Consider the following 20,021-nt stretch of genomic DNA (forward strand, 5'->3'; position numbering starts at 1 on the left):
GTCTCCTTCACGCGGCGATATGGGCCAAACGGAAGGCACCGACAAGTTCGACATGGGCCGACCAGCGGAACTGGTCCACCGGCTGCACCCAATCCAGCACATATCCTGCGTTGCACAAAGTTTCGGCATCACGTGCAAAGGTCTGTGGATTGCACGACACATGGGCAATGACAGGCACCTGCGCCACGGCAAGTTCAGCAATCTGCGCAGCAGCCCCAGCGCGTGGCGGGTCGATCACGACAGCATCGAAGCGGGAAAGCTCATCAGGCAATAGGGGGCGACGAAAGAGGTCGCGGGTTTCAGTTGTGACCCGCTTAAGTCCTTGTGCCTGCCGCCAACCCACATCGAGGGCATACATCATTTCAGACGATCCTTCGACCGCATGCACCTCGGCGCTTTCCGCGAGGGGCAGCGCAAAGGTGCCGCAGCCGGCGAAAAGATCTGCCACCGATTTGGCTGATCCGACAATCTCTTTGACCAGATCCGTCAGTTTCATTTGCCCGTGTTCCGTGGCCTGGAGGAATGAACCGGGCGGCGGAACAACCTGCGCCTTGCCCATCCTTTGCGCTGGAGGAACGCGCATACCTATCAACTCGTCGTCCCAAGTCAGCCGGGCCAGGCGATACTGTTCGCAGAGTGCAGCCAATGTGATCCGCAGCGGGCCGTCCAGTGGCTTGCCGCCGGTGACGGCCACGTCCAAACCTTCCAGACTGTCTGTCACGGTGACAGCAAGCTCTGCCTTACGACTGGTCCCGACCAGGGCAAGGTCTTCGGACAGTTTCAATCCAGCCAGGAGTGCTGGTGTCACAAGGATGCAATCGGGCACGGAAATGATGGCATCTGATTTGCGGGCATGGAACCCGGCCATAGCCCCTTTCTTTGTGCGACGTGCCGCGAAAACTGCACGACGCCGCGACCGGTCAGACGAGGTTACTGTCGGTCGAATATCAGCCTCTAATCCAACGCTTTTTAACGCTATGACGACGATATCGCGCTTCCAATCAGCCACGAGCTGATCGCTTGCGTGCTGCATCTGACAGCCACCACAGGATCGGAAATGGGGGCAGGGCGGTGACACGCGATCAGCCGACGGCGTGTCAATCCGAGGCTCTGTCAGATGTGTTCCATCCAATATCCCGCTCACCACTTCACCCGGCAGAGCGAGCGGCACAAAGACCGGTCCAGGCGCGATACCATCGCCCTGCTGACCAAGTCGTTCAATCGTCACAGTTGTCATGTGCCGTGGCCTAACCGGACCTGTCCGTTTGCAAAAGCCCTATTCAGCAGCACGCGTGCTGATAAAGCCGCCGGACTGACGCCGCCAATAGCGCGCATACAGCCCGCCCTTGGCCAGCAAAGTATCATGCGGCCCTTCTTCGACGATGCGACCCTCATCCATGACGATGATCCGGTCCATCTCGGTCAAGGTTGATAGGCGGTGAGCAATGGCGAGCACGGTCTTACCCTCCATCACGCGGGACAGGGCTGACTGGATAGACGCCTCAACCTCGCTATCAAGTGCACTTGTGGCTTCGTCCAGCACCAAGATCGGGGCATCTTTGAGGATGGCGCGGGCCAAGGCGATGCGCTGGCGCTGACCGCCAGAGAGCTTCACGCCGCGCTCACCCAGATGAGCATCGTATCCTGTGCGCCCCTTGTGGTCCTGCAAATCAAGGATGAAGTCATGCGCTTCTGCCTTCTTTGCGGCAGCGATCATGTCATCTTCGGATGCGTCAGGGCGGCCATAAAGAATGTTCGCGCGCGCGGACCGATTGAACATGGCCGTTTCCTGCGTGACCATGCCAATGTTGTGCCGCAGGCTGTCTTGGGTCACATGGTTGATATCACTGTCGTCGATCAGAACCCGGCCTTGTTCTCCTTCGTAGAGACGCATTAGCAAGGAGACGAGCGTGGATTTACCAGCGCCCGACGCGCCCACAATTCCGACCTTTTCACCAGCGGCAATGTGCATGTTGATATCGGTGATCCCGCCCGTTTCCCGCCCATAGGAAAAACCGAGATGATCAAAGCGGATCTCTCCCTTCACGCCCACAAGTGGCAAAGCGTCTGCCGCGTCTTGCACGCGGGTGCGAGGGGTCAGGGTACGCATCCCATCTTCTACCTCACCCACATTGGAATAGATCGCCATAAGGGTGAAGCTGACCCATCCGGTCATCTGCGCAATGCGGATCGCAATAGCGCCTGACGCAACAATGTCACCAGGGGTCGCGATCCCTTGTCGCCACATCAGGATCGTGCCGCCCAGCAGGAACACAGGCAACAGACCCGCCAGTGCCATAAGGGCAAAGCGGAACCATGCGGACAGGATGCCAAAATCCACTGAGGTTTTGCGGAACCGACCCATGGCGTCCAAGGCTGCCTGATCTTCGTGATCATCGTGGGCGAACAGCTTGACGGTCTTGATGTTGGTAATCGTATCCACGACCTGCCCCGACACCATGGCACGCGCCGCCGCCCTTGCGGCGGATCGCTTGCGCACACGCGGCAGGTACCACCGGATCAGGGAAAAGTAAGCGACCAGCCAGATAGCAAACCCAACGGCCACACGCCAATCGATTGCCAGAAGCAACAGGATCGAACCCACCAACGACGCGAGCGCAAATGCCACCACGTTGATGAATTCCGATACGATATCGGTTACGGCGCGCGCGGCCTGCATCTGCTTTTGCGCGATGCGGCCGGCAAAATCGTCATCAAAGAACGTGACGGACTGGCCCAATGTCCAGCGGTGCAGGCGCGAAAGAACCAGAGGATTCACATTTGGCTGCACGATGATTGCGTTTGTAGCCGCGCTCAGCCCGAACAGGATTGGTCGCGCGATCAAGAAAAAGGCCAGCGCACCCGCCACAAGACCTACATTAGAGACTGAAAAGAACCCGTCAGTTCCCAAGTCTACTGTCGCGTCGATCACCATACCAAGGATCAACGCGGTGCCAGCCTCAAGCGCGCCAGCCGCAGCCGAACACAAGGCGGCCAACCAAAGGGCTGGCCACGCCCCGGACACGCACCAACGCAGAAAGGGCCACAGTGTTTGCGGTGGCGGACCTTCCGCCCGTCGAAACGACTCTATCCAGTTTGAAATCTTCACTCTGCCGCCTCGGTCGCGAGAAACCCGCCGGATTGGCGCGCCCAGAGGTCAGCATATAGCCCGCCCCTGGCCAAAAGCGCGTCATGTGATCCGTCTTCAACGATTTTCCCGTCATCAAGAACAAGGATGCGATCCATTTCAGCGATGGTGGACAGGCGATGCGCAATGGCAATCACTGTCTTGCCCTCCATCATCTGATAAAGCGTGTCCTGAATCGCCGCCTCAACCTCGCTATCAAGCGCACTTGTCGCCTCGTCCAGCACAAGGATCGGCGCGTTCTTGAGAATGATACGGGCCAAGGTGATGCGCTGGCGCTGACCGCCCGACAGCTTCACGCCCCGCTCGCCAACTTGCGCGTCATATCCCGTGCGTCCCTCGGGGTCAGCGAGGTCGAGGATAAAATCATGCGCCTGGGCCTGACGGGCGGCGGCCCGCATCTCCTCCTCGGTCGCGTTGGGTCGACCATAAAGAATATTGTCGCGCACGGATCGGTGCAGAAGCGAACTGTCCTGCTGCACCATCCCAATGTTCAAGCGCAGACTGTCTTGGGTCACCTGTGCGATGTCCTGACCATCGATGATGATTTGCCCATCTTCGGCATCGTAGAAGCGCAAGAGCAACTTCACCAAAGTCGATTTTCCAGCGCCTGACCGCCCCACGAGCCCGACCTTTTCACCTGGTTGAATGACGGTCGAGACCTCCTGCAACCCGCCGCTGCCGCGCCCGTAGTGATGCGTCAACCCGTGCAAGGCGATCTCACCGCGGGTCAGCTCAAGTGATTTGGCGTCTGGGGCATCCACGAGGGTGACAGGCTGGGCAATCGTCTCCATCCCCTCCGAAATGATGCCGAGGTTCTGAACCAGAGATGTCATCGCCCACATGATCCAATAGGTCATGTTGTTGAGCCGCAATGCGATCGTCAGGGCGGCGGCCACCATGCCTTCGGTCGTGAAACCACCGATCCACAGCCAGATCGCAAGCGCACCCATCGACACGATCATCATGGCGTTCAGGACCGTCAGGCACACATCCATCTTAACGACGATGCGCATTTCTTTCATGAACGTTTGACGCGCGTTCTCGATTGCCTCTTTGGCATAGTCGACTTCGCGATCATGGTGCGCAAACATCTTGACCGAATGGATGTTAGAGTAGCTATCGACAACCCGGCCAGTGATTGCACTACGGGCATCCGAGCTGGCCTTGGCCGCAGGACCCGCACGGCGGATGACCCAGCGTAGCAAAAGCAGATACCCCAAAATCCAAACGATCAGTGGCAACGCCAGCCACAAATCAAAGCTTATCAGAAGGATGACCGCACCAATGACCGACACCGCAAAGAATGACCCGGCATCAAGCACCTGGAACATCGCCTCGCCCGTGGCAGGTGGCGTTTGCATGATACGGTTGGCGATACGCCCGGCAAAATCATCCTCGAACCAGCCAACCGACTGACGCAGAACGTGTCGGTGTGACCGCCAACGGATAAGCGTACCAAGGTTGGGCAAAAGAGTGTTGTGCAACAGCGCTACATCGACAAATCCCATAACGGTGCGCAGCACCAGAACCCACAGCGCGACAAGTGTGAACTCAATGCCATATTCCGGAATGATCATCTCCGGTGCACCCTGTGCGAGCAGGTCCACGATGCGGGCCACATACCAGATCAGCAGAATTTCCCCGAATGCCACCACCGTGCTGAAGACAAAAGTGATGGCGATCACTGCACGGAACGGCCTCAGATACTCCCGCAGAAACGGCCACAGCCTGGTCGGCGGCGTGTCGTTTTCAGCGTAAGGAAGATAAGGATCGACGAGCGATTCAAAGAACTTGAACATGACGGGTTCCGTAGAATTCTAGTGCAATAGGCACGTGACACGGGCAATGGCCCGGTACGTCACGAAGGACAGTCAGCGACGATCAGGCGTCGTTCCAGATTCCTAGTACCATCTTGCACTCCATCAGGTTCCCACATGACATAGCGTCAGGACCCTGAATTGTCACGGGTACAGCAAGTCATCTTTTGTTTTTGACAGGTCGGAGTCGAGCCAGATCTGTTTCAGCGCCTTGAGTTCAGCGCCCAGCGCTGGTCCATTGAGGTGCGGTAAATCACTGGCGTTAATCGGAAAAACGGCGCTTGCCCCAGCTACAATTTCATCAATTTGCCCAGTCGTAATCGGGACATTTCCGTAGGCGGACCGAAGCAGAAACGCGCCGCGCCCGGCTTCCACACCGCCCATCTGCCCGAGGACTTTGGGACCGCCCACTGCCGTGGATAGGGTGCGGATCGAATCGAGTTGACGCTGATCGCGCCGCGACATCCGCAGGCGGCCCTGAACATCCTGACCGCCCAGCGCCGCGAGGCGCGCAATGGGATCAATCGGAGCATCAACCATCTGCTCCAAATGAACGAGCGGCCCCACATAAGTGGGGTCAGAACCAGGCAGAATCTTCCCCAAAACACCTGTGTGTTGCATGATGCACAAGGCCGGGGCTGGGTCAGGAGCGCCTAGCAGTTTCAGCATCTCGGCTCCAACCCGTTCGGCCGACAGGCTTTCCAGACCGCCCAGATTTTCGGCGATCCCGGCAAGCGCGTCCGCATCCCACGCTGCATCTGCTGGGGCATATTGTGCGCTGAATCGGAAGAAACGAAGAGTGCGTAGGTAGTCCTCGCGAATGCGCTGCCCGGCGTCTTCGATAAACCGGACCCGACCAGCACGCGCATCCTGCAAACCATGCACCGGATCGGCAAGCTGACCATGCCGGTCCGCGTACAACGCGTTCATAGTAAAATCGCGTCTGCGCGCATCTTCGGCCAGGTCAGTCGAGAACGCGATGACAGCACGCCGTCCGTCCGTCTCAACGTCCCGGCGAAATGTTGTCACTTCGAATGGTTGATCCTCAACAACCACCGTGATTGTGCCGTGGTCAATGCCCGTAGGGACGGCGCGAAAGCCGGCTCTTTTGGACAGCTCCATAACCTGATCCGGCACTGCATCCGTTGCAATATCAATGTCCGAGATCGGAACGCCCATCACCGCATTGCGCACGCAGCCGCCCACGAAGTAGGCGCGGTGACCGCCATTCTCCAAAGCAACACAAAGCGCTTGTGCAGCCGGATTGCTCAGGAAATCCGATTCCGGGTCTAAGTGTGTGGCAGAAGGTCCGTCCATGCCCGCAATATACGCGCGGTTGCGCCCCAGATGTAATAGGGTCCGTAGGGGACGGTGTAATACATCCGCTTTTGACCACGCCAACGACGGGCTTCGACAACGTAGTTGTTGACCGTCAGCACATGGGCGAGCGGAACGCGAAATACTTCTGACACCTCACCAGCTTCCGGTGTCGCATCGAACTCGTTTTTCACAAGAGCAATCACTGGGGTCACATTGAACGACGTTACAGTCTCGTGAGGGGCAAAGGTGCCGAGTACATCGACATTGCGATCCAGCAACCCGATCTCTTCGCGCGCTTCGCGAAGTGCAGTTTCAATCAGGTCCCGGTCGCTTTCGTCACGCTTGCCACCGGGAAACGCGATCTGGCCCGGATGGTGCTTGAGTGCCGAAGACCGTTTGGTGAGGATCAATTCATACCCGTTCCGCCCCTCGATGATCGGGGCCAACACGGCAGCCGGGCGTAGTTTTCGACCAGCCGGCAGATCAACTCCGCTGTTCAGATCAAAGTCCGACGATGCGGCGCCTGATTGCTCAAGCGCCGCACGTGTTTGGTCAAGAAGATCAGGCACCGTCCTGGGTTTCCGCTTCGAATCCCACTGTGGCCGGGTCGAGATCATAGTGCGCGCCGCAGAATTGGCAGTCTGCAGTGACGCGACCGTCTTCGGTGGTCATCTTTTCTATATCCCGGGCCGAGTAGATGGACAGGCTTTGGCGCACGCGATCCTCGGAACAGGTGCATCCAAACCGGACAGGCTGCGCATCAAAGACACGTGGGGTTTCCTCGTGGAATAGGCGCAAAAGCAGATCGTTTGGCGCCAGTTGCGGGCCAATCAACTCCATCTCTTCGACCGTATCCAACAAGATGTTTACACGGCTCCAATTCTCGGACTCGTCGCCCTCCAGCAGATCATCAGACCGCAGTACATCACCATTTCCTTCGGACGTTGCGGCAAAGGGCGACGCCTTGGGCATGTGCTGCAGCATGACGCCGCCCGCGCGCCAGTGTTCAGGCGCACCCGGTTCCGTTGACTTGCCAAAGCTCAACTGGAAGCGGGTTGGCAACTGTTCAGATTGGGCAAAATACGTCTCGGCACAGGCCGCGAGCGATCCGCCGTCCAACGGAGTAATTCCCTGATAGGGCGTCATCCCGGTGCCTTGGTCGATCATAATGGCAAAATAGCCCTCACCCACTTGGTCAAAGGGGGCACCATCGGTCAGCCGGTCGCGGTCAAAGCTGGCATATGCGCGGATGCGGGCAATGTCGCCATCCTTCTCAGGCCCATAGTAGTCGGTCGCGATCATGCGAACCGGACCCTTGGACTGGACCTGCAACGACAGCTTCCAGCGCAGCTTGATCGTCTGACCGATCAATGCGGTCAGCAAAGCCATCTCTGCGACCAGCGCTTCGACCTGTGCAGGGTAATCGTGTTGTTTCAGGATGCCATCCAACACTCCGTCCAGACGCGCAACGCGTCCGCGAATGTCGGAAGCATCAAGTTGGAATGGCAGGACGGTATCGTCCCACGCGAGTTGCGAACCGAGTGTCATTGGGGTTTCCTTTGGCGCCAGTCATTGGCATATCGCGACTATATAAGGCAGCGAGCAAAAACTGAAAGGGGGGCGCATGATCCGACGATTTGGCCAGCAGCCCGACCCGAAACGCAGGTACACCACCAGACCCGGCGCCTATGCCATCCTGCCACGCGGTGCATCGCTTTTGTTGACTTTGCAGAGTACGCCCGAGCGGGAGTTTCAATTGCCAGGCGGTGGCATCGATCCGGGCGAAAGCGCCATACAGGCCCTTCATCGAGAGGTGTATGAAGAAACCGGGTGGCGCATTGCGTCACCTCTCAGGTTGGGAGCCTTTCGGCGGTTCACCTTCATGCCCGAATACGACCTGTGGGCCGAAAAGATCTGCCACGTTTTCGTTGCGCGACCCGTCATGCGCCTAGGCAATCCTATTGAGCCGGATCATACTGTCGCGTGGATGGCTCCAGAAATTGCGATGGAGGCCGTCTATAATGACGGGGACCGGATGTTCCTGAGACGCTACTTCGGCTGATCCGGGCCACGATACTCGAACAATATGCCAGATACATCGTCCGGGAATGTGGCTTCGCCGGCAAACTCAGTGAGACGCCAAAGCAATGCTTCAAAAAATGCGGGTCCTGTGACGTCTGACAAATCCCGCATCATATCCTCCAAACCTGACTCTTGCAGCATGTCACCATCGTCCCTGGGACATTCGGTAACGCCGTCGGACAAAAGCAGGATGCGATCACCGGGATACAATTGAACTTCAAATTGCGTGAATGAAATTCCCGACATCAACCCAACCGGAAAACCACCAGGTCCATCCTGTTCAATGGACCCGTCCCGTCGTTGTACCGCGGGATGCGGATGACCTGCTTGCGCCATGCGAACATGACCAGTGTTCAAGTCCACATCAGCCAAAAGAAGGGTAAAATAGTGCTCGGTCTCCATCTCATCGAGGACAAGATCGTTGAGTGTTTCAATCACATCCTCCGGGGGCAAGAACGCATATGTTCCGTCATCACACCGCCGCAAGGCAACATTCTGATCGGGCGCAGCTGCAGACAGGTATCCCGCAAGCCGGGCCGTCATCAGGGCGGAACTGATCCCATGGCCAGACACATCAATCGAGAACAGGCCCAGATGCCCCACTTGCGCCGGAAAGAAGCCCACCAGATCACCACCCACGTGACCACTGGACCGCAACATCAGGCTCAAGTCGCCTGTTTCAAACGACTTGTACCGCTCACGCACAAGCGACTGCTGAAGTTTCTTGGCTTCTTGCAAATCGCTGTCGAGCGAATCGTACACACGTTGCAATTCGTCCAATGTGTCTGTGATCAGCCGGTTCTTTTCCGTCAGCTCGCGCTGCATATGCAGAATACGCTCACCGGCCGCGATCCGCGCCCGCAATTCGTTCGCGTCAACCGGCTTGGTGACGAAATCATCCGCACCCGCTTCAAGGCCCATCGCGATCTCGGCCTTCTCACTCTTCGACGTCAAAAGGATGAAGTAGCCGTATCTGTCCTGGCTCACCTTTCGGAACGCATCACAGAATTCCAGCCCGTTCATGCCCGGCATCATCCAGTCGCTTAACACCAGATCAGGCAGCGTATGCCTGCATATCTCAATCGCTTCTTCAGCGGATCCCGCCTCGTGAACCTCGAATCCCCAACGTTTGACCGAACTGGACAGAATCTTGCGTTGCAAACGACTGTCATCAACAATCAAAACCCGCTGCGGTGCATCGGTATCATCGGGTGCAGGAGGCACCTCCTGCTGGATCAACTCAACGGTCATTTGGTGTGCATTCCAACTGCTTGAACGCTTGATAGTCAGAGCCGCTTAACACCCCGTGAAGCACCGTCGCTGATTGCCTAAACCTTTAACGGTCACCATTCCTTAAGGGTCCTCATGCTCAAAAGCGGACGCAATTGTTGGAGACAGCCATGATTGACTGGGAACGAGTAAGCACTTTACGTGCCGAAATCGGCGAAGAAGATTTCGAAGAGGTTGTACCGCTTTTTATTGAAGAGGTGACTGGCATCATCGATGGTCTGCGTGATGGGCCGGATCTATCCAGACTCGAAGATGATCTGCATGCGCTCAAAGGCAGCGCTTTGAATCTCGGTTTCACTGATTTTTCCACGCTCTGTCACAAGGGTGAAGCGATGTCGGCAAGGGGGAAAGCGGCTGAAGTGGACGTGCCTGCCATTCTGGACAGTTTCGATGCGTCCAAAGCTGCTTTCACTGATGGGCTTTCATAAGGTCAACCCGCCTAAATCACGAACTGAGCCAAAGTCTCATCGTTGGTAATGTCGGTATAGGTGAAGCCCCCCGCATCAAGTTCGGCCAGGAAGCGGTCGAAATTCTCAGGCCGTTTCGTTTCGATCCCGATGAGAACGGAACCGAAGTTGCGTGCGGATTTCTTGAGATACTCAAATCGCGCGATGTCGTCCTCCGGGCCCAGTATGTTCAGAAAGTCTTTCAGCGCGCCCGGACGCTGCGGCATACGCAGAATAAAGTACTTCTTAACCCCGGAATAGCGCTGCGCCCGTTCCTTTACTTCGGGCAAGCGTTCAAAATCGAAGTTGCCACCAGAGGTCACACATACAACGGTCTTTCCCGCGATCTTGTCTGCGACATCGCCCAGCGCTTCGATAGCCAAGGCGCCCGCGGGCTCCAGAACAATCCCCTCAACATTCAGCATATCGATGATTGTCGTACAGATTCGATCTTCGGGAATATTAATCACATCGGCAGTATTTGCAGATTTTAGACGTTCGAAAGTACGGGCCCCGATGGTCGCAACGGCCGCCCCGTCCACGAAGTTGTTGATCGGAGAGACGTCGACCGGACGGCCAGCGGCAAGTGCCTTGGCCAATGACGGCGCACCTGACGGCTCAACAAAGGTATAGGCGACGCGTTCCTCAAAAAAACTACGTGTTCCCGCAGACAATCCACCACCACCAACGGGCAAGATGATATGATCCGGCACGCGCCCCAACTGATCTTCAATCTCGACCGCTACGGATGCTTGCCCTTCAATCACGTCCTCATCATCGAAGGGGGACAGAAAGTGGGCGCCCGCTTGGGCGCAGAAGGCTTGAGCCGATGCAAGCGTATCGTCGAAATAGTCACCGATCAGACGCACTTCGACATGATCACCGCCAAACATCTGGGTTTTCATGATTTTCTGCTGTGGCGTCGTAACGGGCATGAATATGACTCCACGCACTCCGAAATGCTTGCACATGAACGCGACGCCCTGTGCATGGTTGCCGGCGCTTGCGCAAACAAAGACAGCGTCGTCCTGCATCACCTTTCGCATCGCATTGAATGCGCCACGCAGTTTGTAAGATCGGACCGGACTCAGATCCTCGCGCTTTAGCCAAATATCTGCCCCAAAGCGCCCGGACAGCACGTCGTTCCGCAACAGGGGCGTCGCCGGAAAAACCTTACGCATCGCGGCAGCACCGGCGCGGGCATCATCCTGAAAGCTCATGTTTTGATCCCCTTGCGGCAATCTCACTGAGGTAGCGGCGTGGACAGCGCGGGTCAATCTTGCCCCTGTGCCGCAAAACAGCTATCGGCACGCAACTCTTGCAAGGGAAGACAGACGATGAGCGCACCCAAGAAAGTTGTGCTGGCCTATTCCGGCGGCCTTGATACTTCGATCATCCTGAAATGGTTGCAGACCGAATACGGCTGTGAAGTTGTGACCTTCACCGCCGATCTGGGTCAGGGCGAGGAACTGGAACCTGCCCGCGCCAAGGCAGAAATGATGGGTGCTTCGGCCATCTACATCGAAGATGTCCGAGAAGAGTTCGTGCGCGATTTCGTTTTCCCCATGTTCCGTGCGAACGCGCTTTACGAAGGGCTATACCTTTTGGGCACATCCATAGCGCGCCCGCTGATTTCGAAACGGCTGGTCGAAATTGCCGCTGCCGAAGGTGCCGATGCCGTTGCACACGGCGCGACCGGCAAGGGCAATGACCAGGTTCGGTTCGAATTGGCTGCCTATGCCCTGAACCCCGACATCAAGGTTATCGCTCCATGGCGTGAATGGGATCTGTCCAGCCGCACCAAGCTGATCGATTTCGCCGAAATGAACCAAATCCCCATCGCCAAGGACAAACGTGGCGAAGCGCCGTTCAGCGTGGACGCCAACCTGCTGCACACCTCGTCCGAGGGTAAAGTCCTGGAGGATCCGGCAGAGAATGCGCCCGACTACGTCTATCAGCGCACCGTGAACCCCGAGGATGCGCCCGACACGCCCGAGTACATCGAGGTTGGGTTCGAAAAGGGCGATGCAGTCTCTATCAACGGAGAAATGATGTCTCCGGCCACTGTTCTGACCAAACTGAACGAGCTGGGTGGCAAGCACGGCATTGGTCGTCTGGACCTGGTCGAAGGACGGTTCGTGGGCATGAAGTCGCGCGGGATTTACGAAACACCCGGTGGCACAATCCTGCTGGAAGCGCATCGTGGGATCGAACAGATCACACTCGATCGGGGTGCTGCGCACCTCAAGGACGAGCTGATGCCGCGCTATGCCGAGTTGATCTACAACGGCTTCTGGTTCTCGCCCGAGCGCGAAATGCTGCAAGCCCTGATCGATAAGAGCCAGGAACATGTGACCGGCACTGTCCGCCTGAAACTTTACAAAGGTCTGGCGCGCACGGTTGGCCGGTGGTCAGATCATTCGCTCTATTCTGAGGCGCACGTGACCTTCGAAGATGATGCGGGTGCATATGATCAGAAGGATGCTGCAGGCTTCATTCAACTGAACGCCCTGCGTCTAAAGCTGCTGGCCGCGCGCGACCGTAGGCTCAAGTGATCTTGTGTGCGGCGAGCGCCTCGTAATGGGGCATCGCCGCATCCGCCAGATCGGCATAGGCACCATCCAACACCGGCAAGGGCCCTTCAGCGCCATCAAACCCGGTTGAGGCGTGCACGGCGTTGTACCAATACGCGGCCCAAATGCCGTCCCCAGAGTGACCCCCGGCAGGCCAGGACAGCATGTTTTCAGTCCAGGGCACGCCAATCTTGTTACAAAGCTTCGGCAACATGTCGCTTGGATCGGCGCGGATATCGCTTGAATCCACAACCACACCGCCCCCGACCTGATCAAAAATCCGCGTCTGCTGAACGAACCCCAGATCGTCAAGCACGGGCGCTTCGCGCTTGCGCGCATAGCTGGCTACCACACGCGCCGGATGACGGATCAGAAAAACATGTTGGACGGCTGCCATCCACGCATCGTTCCAATCGGGCAACATGTGATGCGTCATGTGTTTTTGATAGAAAACAGGCTCTAATACTGGCGAAACGAGCGTTTCCGCAACCCGTTCGGGGTCTCGGTCCTGCGACCTCAGAACCGCATCACGCATTGGGTGATAAGCTCCAGTCTGATCCAGATATGCGGCATAAAATGGTTCATCCACCACCCGGCAGTCACCGCGTGCGGCAAAGCTGTACATCATGGCAGTCGACAGGTTGCGTGGACCAGACCACATGGCAATGCGTATCGTCATGCCACGAGGCTAGGTCGGTTTGACTGTTTGGTAAACAACCTCACGCTTGCGCGACCTCTCTGTCCTGTGAGTTGAGAGTGTGTGACGGTAAGGTAATTCTGTCGCCAAAGAGGAGACATGCCATGACATCGCTTCGCACGTTTAAAACTGTATCCCTTAGTCTGATGATTGCACTCGGGCTGCTCGCACAATCCAAAGTGGGTCATGCCCAACAGTTAGAAACGATCACCGTAGCAGGCGGCTGCTTCTGGTGCGTTGAGGCCGATTTTGAGAAGGTGAACGGCGTCACGGAAGCCGTATCAGGTTTTGCGGGCGGTACGGTCGCCAACCCGACTTACAAGCAGGTTGTCAAAGGTGGTACCGGCCACTACGAGGCCGTACAAATCACCTATGACCCGGCCAAAGTATCAGCAGCAACGCTATACGATATGTTCTTCCGCTCTGTTGATCCAACAGACGCGGGTGGGCAATTCTGCGACCGCGGTGACAGTTATCGGACCGCAATCTTTGCCTCCGCGGATCAGACGGCCGAAGCCGAGGCGGCCAAGGCCGGAGCGCAGGCCGAGTTGGGCCAAACAATCGTAACGCCAGTTTTGGGTTCGGCCGAATTCTACCCTGCAGATGGCTACCATCAGGACTACTACAAGCAGTCGGGGCTGATCCTCACGCGTTTTGGGCCAAAGTCCAAGGCGAACGCCTACAAAGCCTATCGCGAAGCGTGCGGCCGTGATGCGCGGGTCAAACAGCTGTGGGGTGCTGCCGCGCCGTTCGCCGGAAGCTAACCCAGTTTCGCATCCTCGATCTCTTTCAGATCGGGGATAACATCGGCAGTGCCATGCCGGGTGACCATGAGCGCGCCCGCCTGTGTCGCAAGACCAAGCGCCTGACGCATGGGCATACCGCGGTCCAGTCCAGCCACCAGGTAACCGGTGAAAGTATCCCCAGCTCCGGTAGTATCGACGGGTGTGACGGAAATGGCGGGAACATACGTTTCCTGGCCCGCGGCATTCAACCACCGACACCCATTGGCGCCTAACGTGACCACAATATCGTCTACACCCAACTCAGTCAGCGACTTATTCAGGCTCGACTCAAGTTGCACCGCCTCAACCTCGTTCAGTACGAGCAGGTCAACAAAAGCTAGAACATCTTGCACAGCGACGGAATCAAACGGCGCAGCGGCATATACGACCTTCAATCCCAACCGCTTTGCCATCCCTGCGGCAACGCGTTGTCCATTGGTTTCGTTCTGGGTCAGGAACGTGTCGCCGGGCGACGCCTCAGCCAACGCACCACCGATCATTTCATTGGTAATCGCTTTGTTAGAGCCTGCAAACAATACGATCTGGTTTTCACCATCGTCAGCAACCGCGATGTTCGCGTGTCCGGTCGCGGTATCTTTCAACACCTCGATCCAGCGTGTGTCGACGCCGTATTCCATCAACCGTTCAACGGTCCACTTCCCGTCCACTCCAACAGCCCCGATATGAGCCACCCGCGCTGCAGCGCGAGCGATGGCAACAGACATGTTGGCACCCTTACCACCCAGACCTTGGCTGAAATCATTTGCACCCAAGGTTTCTCCGGGCGCTGGCAGATGCGGCACCCGGTAGACATTATCGACGTTGATTGAGCCAAGGTTCCAGACTGCCATCAGCCCACCTTGCACGCAGCGAGAACGGCCATATTGAGAATATCATTCGCCGTTGAAACTGACGAACAGATCTGGATCGATCCTCCCACTCCGGCAAGGATCGGGCCAATAACGGTCGCCCCACCCATCTCTTGCATCAGCTTGACCGAAATGCTGGCCGAGTGGCGCGCTGGAACAACAAGAATGTTGGCCGGTCCGGTCAGACGCGAGAATGGGTAGGCTGCTTGCGCCTGTGCATTTAGGGCGACATCAACTGTCATCTCGCCTTCGTACTCAAAATCCACACCGCGCTGATCCAGCACGACTGGCGCCTTGTGCATCTTTTCGGCCCGCTCCGACACCGGGTACCCGAATGTCGAGAAACTCACGAAAGCGACTCGCGGCTCCAGGCCCATATTCCTGGCGACTACGGCAGCCTGCTCTGCGATATCCGCAAGGTCCTCTTCATCCGGCCACTCGTGCACCAACGTATCCGTGATGAATACGATGCGACCTTTGTGAATGAGCGCGGTAACACCTGCAGCTTTGCTTTTCTCGTTCACATCAAAAACGTGACCGATACGGTCCAGAATATGCGCAGACTTGCGCGTTGCGCCCGTCACAATACCGTCGCCATGCCCATGCGCCAGCATGAGCGCTGCAAACACGTGGCGGTCCCTTGCCGCAAGGCGATGGATGTCCTGTCGGTCAAACCCACCGCGTTTCAGGCGGTCATAGAGATGCGACTTGTAGGCATCCAGATGCGTGGTGTTTGCGGCATTCACCACATCCAACTCGCGCACGGCATCACCCAAACCAGCGGTTTCCAGCTTGGCTTTGACGTCGTCCTGACGACCGACAACCAAGGCTTTGCCAAATCCATTGCGTTGGTACATCACTGCGGCGCGCAAGACGCGGGGATCGTCGCCTTCGGCAAAGATCATGCGGGCCTGGGCAGCACGTGCCCGAGCGTTGATACCCGTCAGAATACTGGCCGTCGGATCCATGCGCGACTTAAGGCTGAGTTCATAGGCTTCCATGTCGATGATCGGGCGACGGGCCGCACCTGTATCCATCCCAGCCTTTGCGACGGCGGGTGGAATGCGATGGATCAAGCGCGGGTCAAAAGGGGTCGGGATGATATAGTCACGCCCGAAGGACAGGGACTTGCCATAAGCCAGCGCAACTTCGTCCGGCACGTCCTCGCGCGCCAAAGCAGCAAGGGCATGTGCGCAGGCAATCTTCATCTCATCATTGATGGCGCGGGCGTTGATGTCCAAGGCGCCGCGGAACAAGTACGGGAACCCAAGCACGTTGTTGACCTGGTTCGGATAGTCACTGCGCCCGGTGGCAACGATGGCATCCATCCGCACCTCGTGCGCCTCTTCGGGTGTAATCTCGGGATCAGGATTTGCCATGGCAAAGATGACCGGATTGTCGCCCATACTTTCGACCATTGCGGGCGTCACCGCCCCTTTGACCGATACGCCCAGAAACACATCTGCGCCCTTCATGGCGCTTTCGAGCGTGCGCAGTTCAGTTTTGACCGCGTGGGCTGACTTCCATTGGTTCATCCCCTCGGTCCGACCTTGGTAGATGACGCCCTTGGTGTCACAGACAATGCAGTTTTCGTGCCGTGCGCCCATGGATTTCAGCAGCTCAATACACGCGATCCCTGCAGCCCCTGCCCCGTTCAGAACAATCTTCACATCCTCGATCTTTTTGCCCGAAATGTGCAGCGCGTTGATCAACCCTGCCGCACAAATCACGGCGGTGCCGTGCTGGTCATCGTGGAAGACCGGGATATCCATCTCTTCCTTCAGGCGCTGTTCGATGATGAAACATTCGGGCGCCTTGATGTCCTCAAGGTTTATACCGCCAAAGGTGGGTCCCATCAGCCTGACGGCCTGACAGAACGCATCCGGGTCTTCGGTATCGAGTTCAATATCGATGGAATTCACGTCGGCAAAGCGTTTGAACAGGACGGCCTTGCCTTCCATTACCGGCTTTGAGCCCAGCGCGCCCAAGTTGCCAAGTCCCAGAACGGCAGTGCCATTCGAAATAACCGCCACAAGGTTACCCTTGTTCGTATAATCATAGGCCGTTTCGGGATTTTCAGCGATAGCCTCACACGGGACAGCAACGCCCGGGCTATACGCAAGGCTCAGATCCCGTTGGGTCGTCATTGGCACTGTGGCCTGGATCTCGAATTTGCCGGGTGTGGGTTCCATATGGAACGCCAATGCATCCTCCGGCGTGACCTTTGTCTTGCTCATGTGCGGCTGTCCTCCCGTGACACCATGGCCTCTTAACCTGCCGGATGCCGCGCCTCAATCGACTTTGGCTTTTACTCGGGTCACACCGTTTGTAATGTCGCGCGACGAACAGGGGGATGTCATGTCAGTCACGCCGATGATGGCGCAATATCTCGAGATCAAGGCAGCGCATCCCGGTGCGCTCTTGTTTTATCGGATGGGCGATTTTTACGAGATGTTCTTTGACGACGCGGTTGCGGCAGCCGAGGCGTTGGACATCGCACTGACCAAGCGTGGCAAGCATGACGGCGCGGACATCCCGATGTGCGGCGTACCGGTGCATTCTGCCGAGGGGTATCTGCTGACTCTGATCCGAAAAGGGTTCCGGGTTGCCGTATGCGAGCAGATGGAAAGTCCGGCAGAAGCGAAAAAACGCGGATCGAAGTCCGTCGTAAAGCGCGATGTGGTGCGGTTGGTGACACCCGGTACGCTGACCGAAGATACGTTGCTTGAGGCGCGGCGACATAATTTCCTCGCTGCATTTGCTGATGTGCGGGGCCAAGGGGCGCTGGCTTGGGTTGATATTTCGACGGGCGCATTTTCTGTGATGTCGCTCGATTTGGCTTTGTTAGGGCCTGAATTGGCACGTCTTGCGCCATCCGAACTGATCGTCACCGACGCGAAGGAAGCCGATTTGCGCCCTTTGGTTGAGGAGTTCGGCATTTCAGTCACAACACTCGGCGGCGCGGCCTTTGACAGCTCGGCCGGAGCAGAGCGCCTGGGTGCACTGTTCAATGTGCAGACATTGGATGCGTTCGGAAACTTCGCACGGGCCGAAATCGGCGCAATGGGTGCGTTGGTCGAATATCTTGAGATCACGCAGAAGGGTAAACTGCCCCTGCTGCGCCCGCCGCGGCAGGAGGTTCAGGCGCGAACCGTACAGATCGATGCCGCGACCCGTCGCAATCTTGAACTGACATCCGCCTTGTCCGGCGGGCGCAGCGGGTCGTTGCTGTCTGTGATCGACCAAACCGTCACGGCGGCCGGTGCGCGCTTGCTGGAGCGGCGTCTGGCCTCTCCTTCCCGCGTGTTAGAGACAATTTCTGATCGCTTGGATGCAGTAGATTTTAGTGTTGAGCATACCAGTTTCACTCAAGCAACCCGGGACACGCTGAAGCGCGTGCCGGATATGGATCGCGCGCTATCTCGACTGTCCTTGGACAGAGGAGGTCCGCGTGACCTTGCTGCCCTCCGCAACGGCTTGGCGCAGGCGCAAACCTTGTTTGATACGCGTCCAGAGGAGATCCCGCCACTTCTGTCAGGCGCGTTCAAGGATTTGGCCGGTCATTCAGATCTGATTGATCGACTGGAAAATGATTTGGTGGCGGACCCTCCGCTTCTTGCGCGAGATGGGGGGTTCATCGCGTCAGGCTGTGACGAAGAACTGGATGAAGCGCGACAACTTCGTGACGAAGGCCGATCAGTTATCGCCAAGATGCAACAGAACTATGCCGCGCAATCCGGCGTCCAATCGCTCAAGATCAAACACAATAACGTACTGGGTTATTTCATCGAGGTCACTGCAACGCATGTGGACAAGATGATGTCGGCGCCGCTCAACGAAACCTTCATTCACCGCCAAACGACGGCCAACCAGGTGCGTTTCACCACTGTAGAGCTGTCCGATCTGGAAACCCGCATTCTGAACGCTGGCGGTCGGGCACTTGTCATCGAAAAACGTCTCTATGAAAGGCTAAAGCTGCTAATTTTGGATCAAGCGGCCAAAATCAGCCAGACGGCAAGGGCCCTTGCCGAGATTGACCTGGCAGCTGCACTTGCTGATTTGGCGACGTCAAAGAACTGGTGCAAACCGGAGCTCGACAGCTCACGTGCATTCGCGGTGGAGGGTGGACGTCATCCAGTTGTGGAACACGCCCTTTCGCAACAGGGTGGGTCGCCATTCATCGCCAATGACTGCGAACTCAATGCAGAGGACGGCGCAGCGGTTTGGCTTTTGACCGGGCCAAACATGTCGGGTAAATCGACATTCCTGCGACAGAACGCACTGATCGCAATTCTGGCACAGATGGGCAGTTTTGTTCCGGCCCGCTCTGCACATATCGGTCTGGTCAGCCAAATCTTCAGCCGCGTGGGCGCGTCCGACGACCTGGCCCGGGGTCGTTCAACCTTCATGGTCGAGATGGTGGAAACGGCGGCAATTCTGAATCAAGCGGATGATCGTGCACTTGTTATTCTTGACGAGATCGGACGCGGAACGGCCACCTACGATGGGCTGTCGATTGCATGGGCGACGCTGGAACATCTGCATGATGTGAACAAGTCGCGGGCGCTGTTTGCCACACATTATCACGAGATGACGGCGCTGGCTGGCAAGCTGAACGGAGTCGAGAATGCGACCGTGTCAGTCAAGGAGTGGGATGGGGAGGTCATCTTCCTGCACGAAGTTAAGCGCGGAGCAGCCGACCGATCCTACGGTGTTCAGGTCGCGCAGCTGGCGGGACTGCCTCCAGCAGTTATTGCCCGCGCCCGCGTTGTTCTGGATGCGCTGGAAAGTGGTGAACGCGAAGGTGGTGCGACACAAAAAACCTTGATCGACGATTTACCTCTGTTCTCAGCAACGCCGGCGCCACAGCCTGTGAAAACGGTGAATTCGCCCGCGCTAGAGATGCTCGAAGACATTCATCCGGATGAGCTGACTCCGCGGGAAGCGCTCGACATCATCTACAAACTGAAAGACGCGGCCAAATCCTGACCGCG

General features: G+C 57.3%; 16 protein-coding genes. 5 read left to right on the forward strand and 11 right to left on the reverse strand.

The genetic code is table 11. The features are described 5' to 3' along the window. Positions 1 to 7 precede the first annotated feature (7 nt). The 6 genes from AC53L6_RS03970 to hslO all read right to left on the reverse strand — a co-directional run bounded on the left by AC53L6_RS03970 (position 8) and on the right by hslO (position 7,833). Positions 8 to 1,237 (reverse strand): class I SAM-dependent RNA methyltransferase, encoded by a 1,230-nt coding sequence (locus AC53L6_RS03970; RefSeq protein ID WP_496906873.1) that lies wholly within the window; start codon positions 1,235 to 1,237, stop codon positions 8 to 10. 39 nt (positions 1,238 to 1,276) lie between these two features. Beyond that, positions 1,277 to 3,109, reverse strand: coding sequence for an ABC transporter ATP-binding protein (locus AC53L6_RS03975; RefSeq protein WP_496906874.1), 1,833 nt, complete (start codon positions 3,107 to 3,109; stop codon positions 1,277 to 1,279). Beyond that, positions 3,106 to 4,947 carry an ABC transporter ATP-binding protein gene (locus AC53L6_RS03980; protein ID WP_496906875.1) on the reverse strand — a complete coding sequence of 614 codons (1,842 nt, stop codon included), beginning with the start codon at positions 4,945 to 4,947 and terminating at the stop codon, positions 3,106 to 3,108. The genes AC53L6_RS03975 and AC53L6_RS03980 overlap by 4 nt, the downstream gene beginning before the upstream one ends. Before the next feature lie 162 nt (positions 4,948 to 5,109). Beyond that, a complete protein-coding gene (locus AC53L6_RS03985) occupies positions 5,110 to 6,282 on the reverse strand; it encodes a CCA tRNA nucleotidyltransferase (protein WP_496906876.1) in 1,173 nt (390 codons plus the stop codon). Continuing rightward, the gene (locus AC53L6_RS03990) at positions 6,255 to 6,902 is read right to left on the reverse strand and encodes a CoA pyrophosphatase (protein ID WP_496906877.1); all 648 of its coding nucleotides are present in this window, start codon (positions 6,900 to 6,902) and stop codon (positions 6,255 to 6,257) included. Before AC53L6_RS03990 ends, AC53L6_RS03985 begins: the two co-directional genes overlap by 28 nt. Continuing rightward, positions 6,847 to 7,833: an Hsp33 family molecular chaperone HslO gene (gene hslO / locus AC53L6_RS03995; protein WP_496906878.1), complete on the reverse strand. Its 987-nt coding sequence runs from the start codon at positions 7,831 to 7,833 to the stop codon at positions 6,847 to 6,849. Before hslO ends, AC53L6_RS03990 begins: the two co-directional genes overlap by 56 nt. Positions 7,834 to 7,909: 76 nt before the next feature. Between hslO and AC53L6_RS04000 the strand changes: the two genes are divergently transcribed. Then, positions 7,910 to 8,347, forward strand: coding sequence for an NUDIX hydrolase (locus AC53L6_RS04000; protein WP_299203265.1), 438 nt, complete (start codon positions 7,910 to 7,912; stop codon positions 8,345 to 8,347). Here AC53L6_RS04000 and AC53L6_RS04005 read toward each other — a convergent pair. Further along, positions 8,335 to 9,618, reverse strand: coding sequence for a PP2C family protein-serine/threonine phosphatase (locus AC53L6_RS04005; protein WP_496906879.1), 1,284 nt, complete (start codon positions 9,616 to 9,618; stop codon positions 8,335 to 8,337). The two genes, AC53L6_RS04000 and AC53L6_RS04005, sit on opposite strands and share 13 nt — an antisense overlap. 149 nt (positions 9,619 to 9,767) lie before the next feature. On the opposite strand from AC53L6_RS04005, the gene AC53L6_RS04010 reads away from it, so the two are divergent. Then, positions 9,768 to 10,085 (forward strand): Hpt domain-containing protein, encoded by a 318-nt coding sequence (locus AC53L6_RS04010; RefSeq protein WP_496906880.1) that lies wholly within the window; start codon positions 9,768 to 9,770, stop codon positions 10,083 to 10,085. A gap of 11 nt (positions 10,086 to 10,096) precedes the next feature. Here the strand turns inward: AC53L6_RS04010 and ilvA are convergent, their stop codons facing one another. Further along, the gene (ilvA, locus tag AC53L6_RS04015; protein WP_496906881.1) at positions 10,097 to 11,323 is read right to left on the reverse strand and encodes a threonine ammonia-lyase IlvA; all 1,227 of its coding nucleotides are present in this window, start codon (positions 11,321 to 11,323) and stop codon (positions 10,097 to 10,099) included. Between the two features lie 117 nt (positions 11,324 to 11,440). Between ilvA and AC53L6_RS04020 the strand changes: the two genes are divergently transcribed. Further along, positions 11,441 to 12,658: an argininosuccinate synthase gene (locus AC53L6_RS04020; RefSeq protein WP_496906882.1), complete on the forward strand. Its 1,218-nt coding sequence runs from the start codon at positions 11,441 to 11,443 to the stop codon at positions 12,656 to 12,658. On the opposite strand, the gene AC53L6_RS04025 is transcribed toward AC53L6_RS04020, so the two are convergent. After that, positions 12,651 to 13,349: a sulfotransferase-like domain-containing protein gene (locus AC53L6_RS04025; protein WP_496906996.1), complete on the reverse strand. Its 699-nt coding sequence runs from the start codon at positions 13,347 to 13,349 to the stop codon at positions 12,651 to 12,653. The genes AC53L6_RS04020 and AC53L6_RS04025 overlap by 8 nt on opposite strands. A gap of 128 nt (positions 13,350 to 13,477) precedes the next feature. On the opposite strand from AC53L6_RS04025, the gene msrA reads away from it, so the two are divergent. Continuing rightward, a complete protein-coding gene (gene msrA, locus AC53L6_RS04030) occupies positions 13,478 to 14,137 on the forward strand; it encodes a peptide-methionine (S)-S-oxide reductase MsrA (protein ID WP_496906883.1) in 660 nt (219 codons plus the stop codon). Here msrA and AC53L6_RS04035 read toward each other — a convergent pair. Together AC53L6_RS04035 and AC53L6_RS04040 are read right to left on the reverse strand one after the other, a co-directional pair. After that, positions 14,134 to 15,009 carry a ribokinase gene (locus tag AC53L6_RS04035; RefSeq protein ID WP_496906884.1) on the reverse strand — a complete coding sequence of 292 codons (876 nt, stop codon included), beginning with the start codon at positions 15,007 to 15,009 and terminating at the stop codon, positions 14,134 to 14,136. The genes msrA and AC53L6_RS04035 overlap by 4 nt on opposite strands. Next, the gene (locus AC53L6_RS04040) at positions 15,009 to 17,264 is read right to left on the reverse strand and encodes an NADP-dependent malic enzyme (protein WP_299600755.1); all 2,256 of its coding nucleotides are present in this window, start codon (positions 17,262 to 17,264) and stop codon (positions 15,009 to 15,011) included. The genes AC53L6_RS04035 and AC53L6_RS04040 overlap by 1 nt, the downstream gene beginning before the upstream one ends. A gap of 121 nt (positions 17,265 to 17,385) precedes the next feature. Here AC53L6_RS04040 and mutS point away from each other — a divergent pair, with 121 nt between their 5' ends. After that, positions 17,386 to 20,016: a DNA mismatch repair protein MutS gene (mutS, locus tag AC53L6_RS04045; protein WP_496906997.1), complete on the forward strand. Its 2,631-nt coding sequence runs from the start codon at positions 17,386 to 17,388 to the stop codon at positions 20,014 to 20,016. Positions 20,017 to 20,021: the final 5 nt, after the last annotated feature.

It is taken from the genome of Tateyamaria sp. LSS28 (assembly GCF_059611725.1).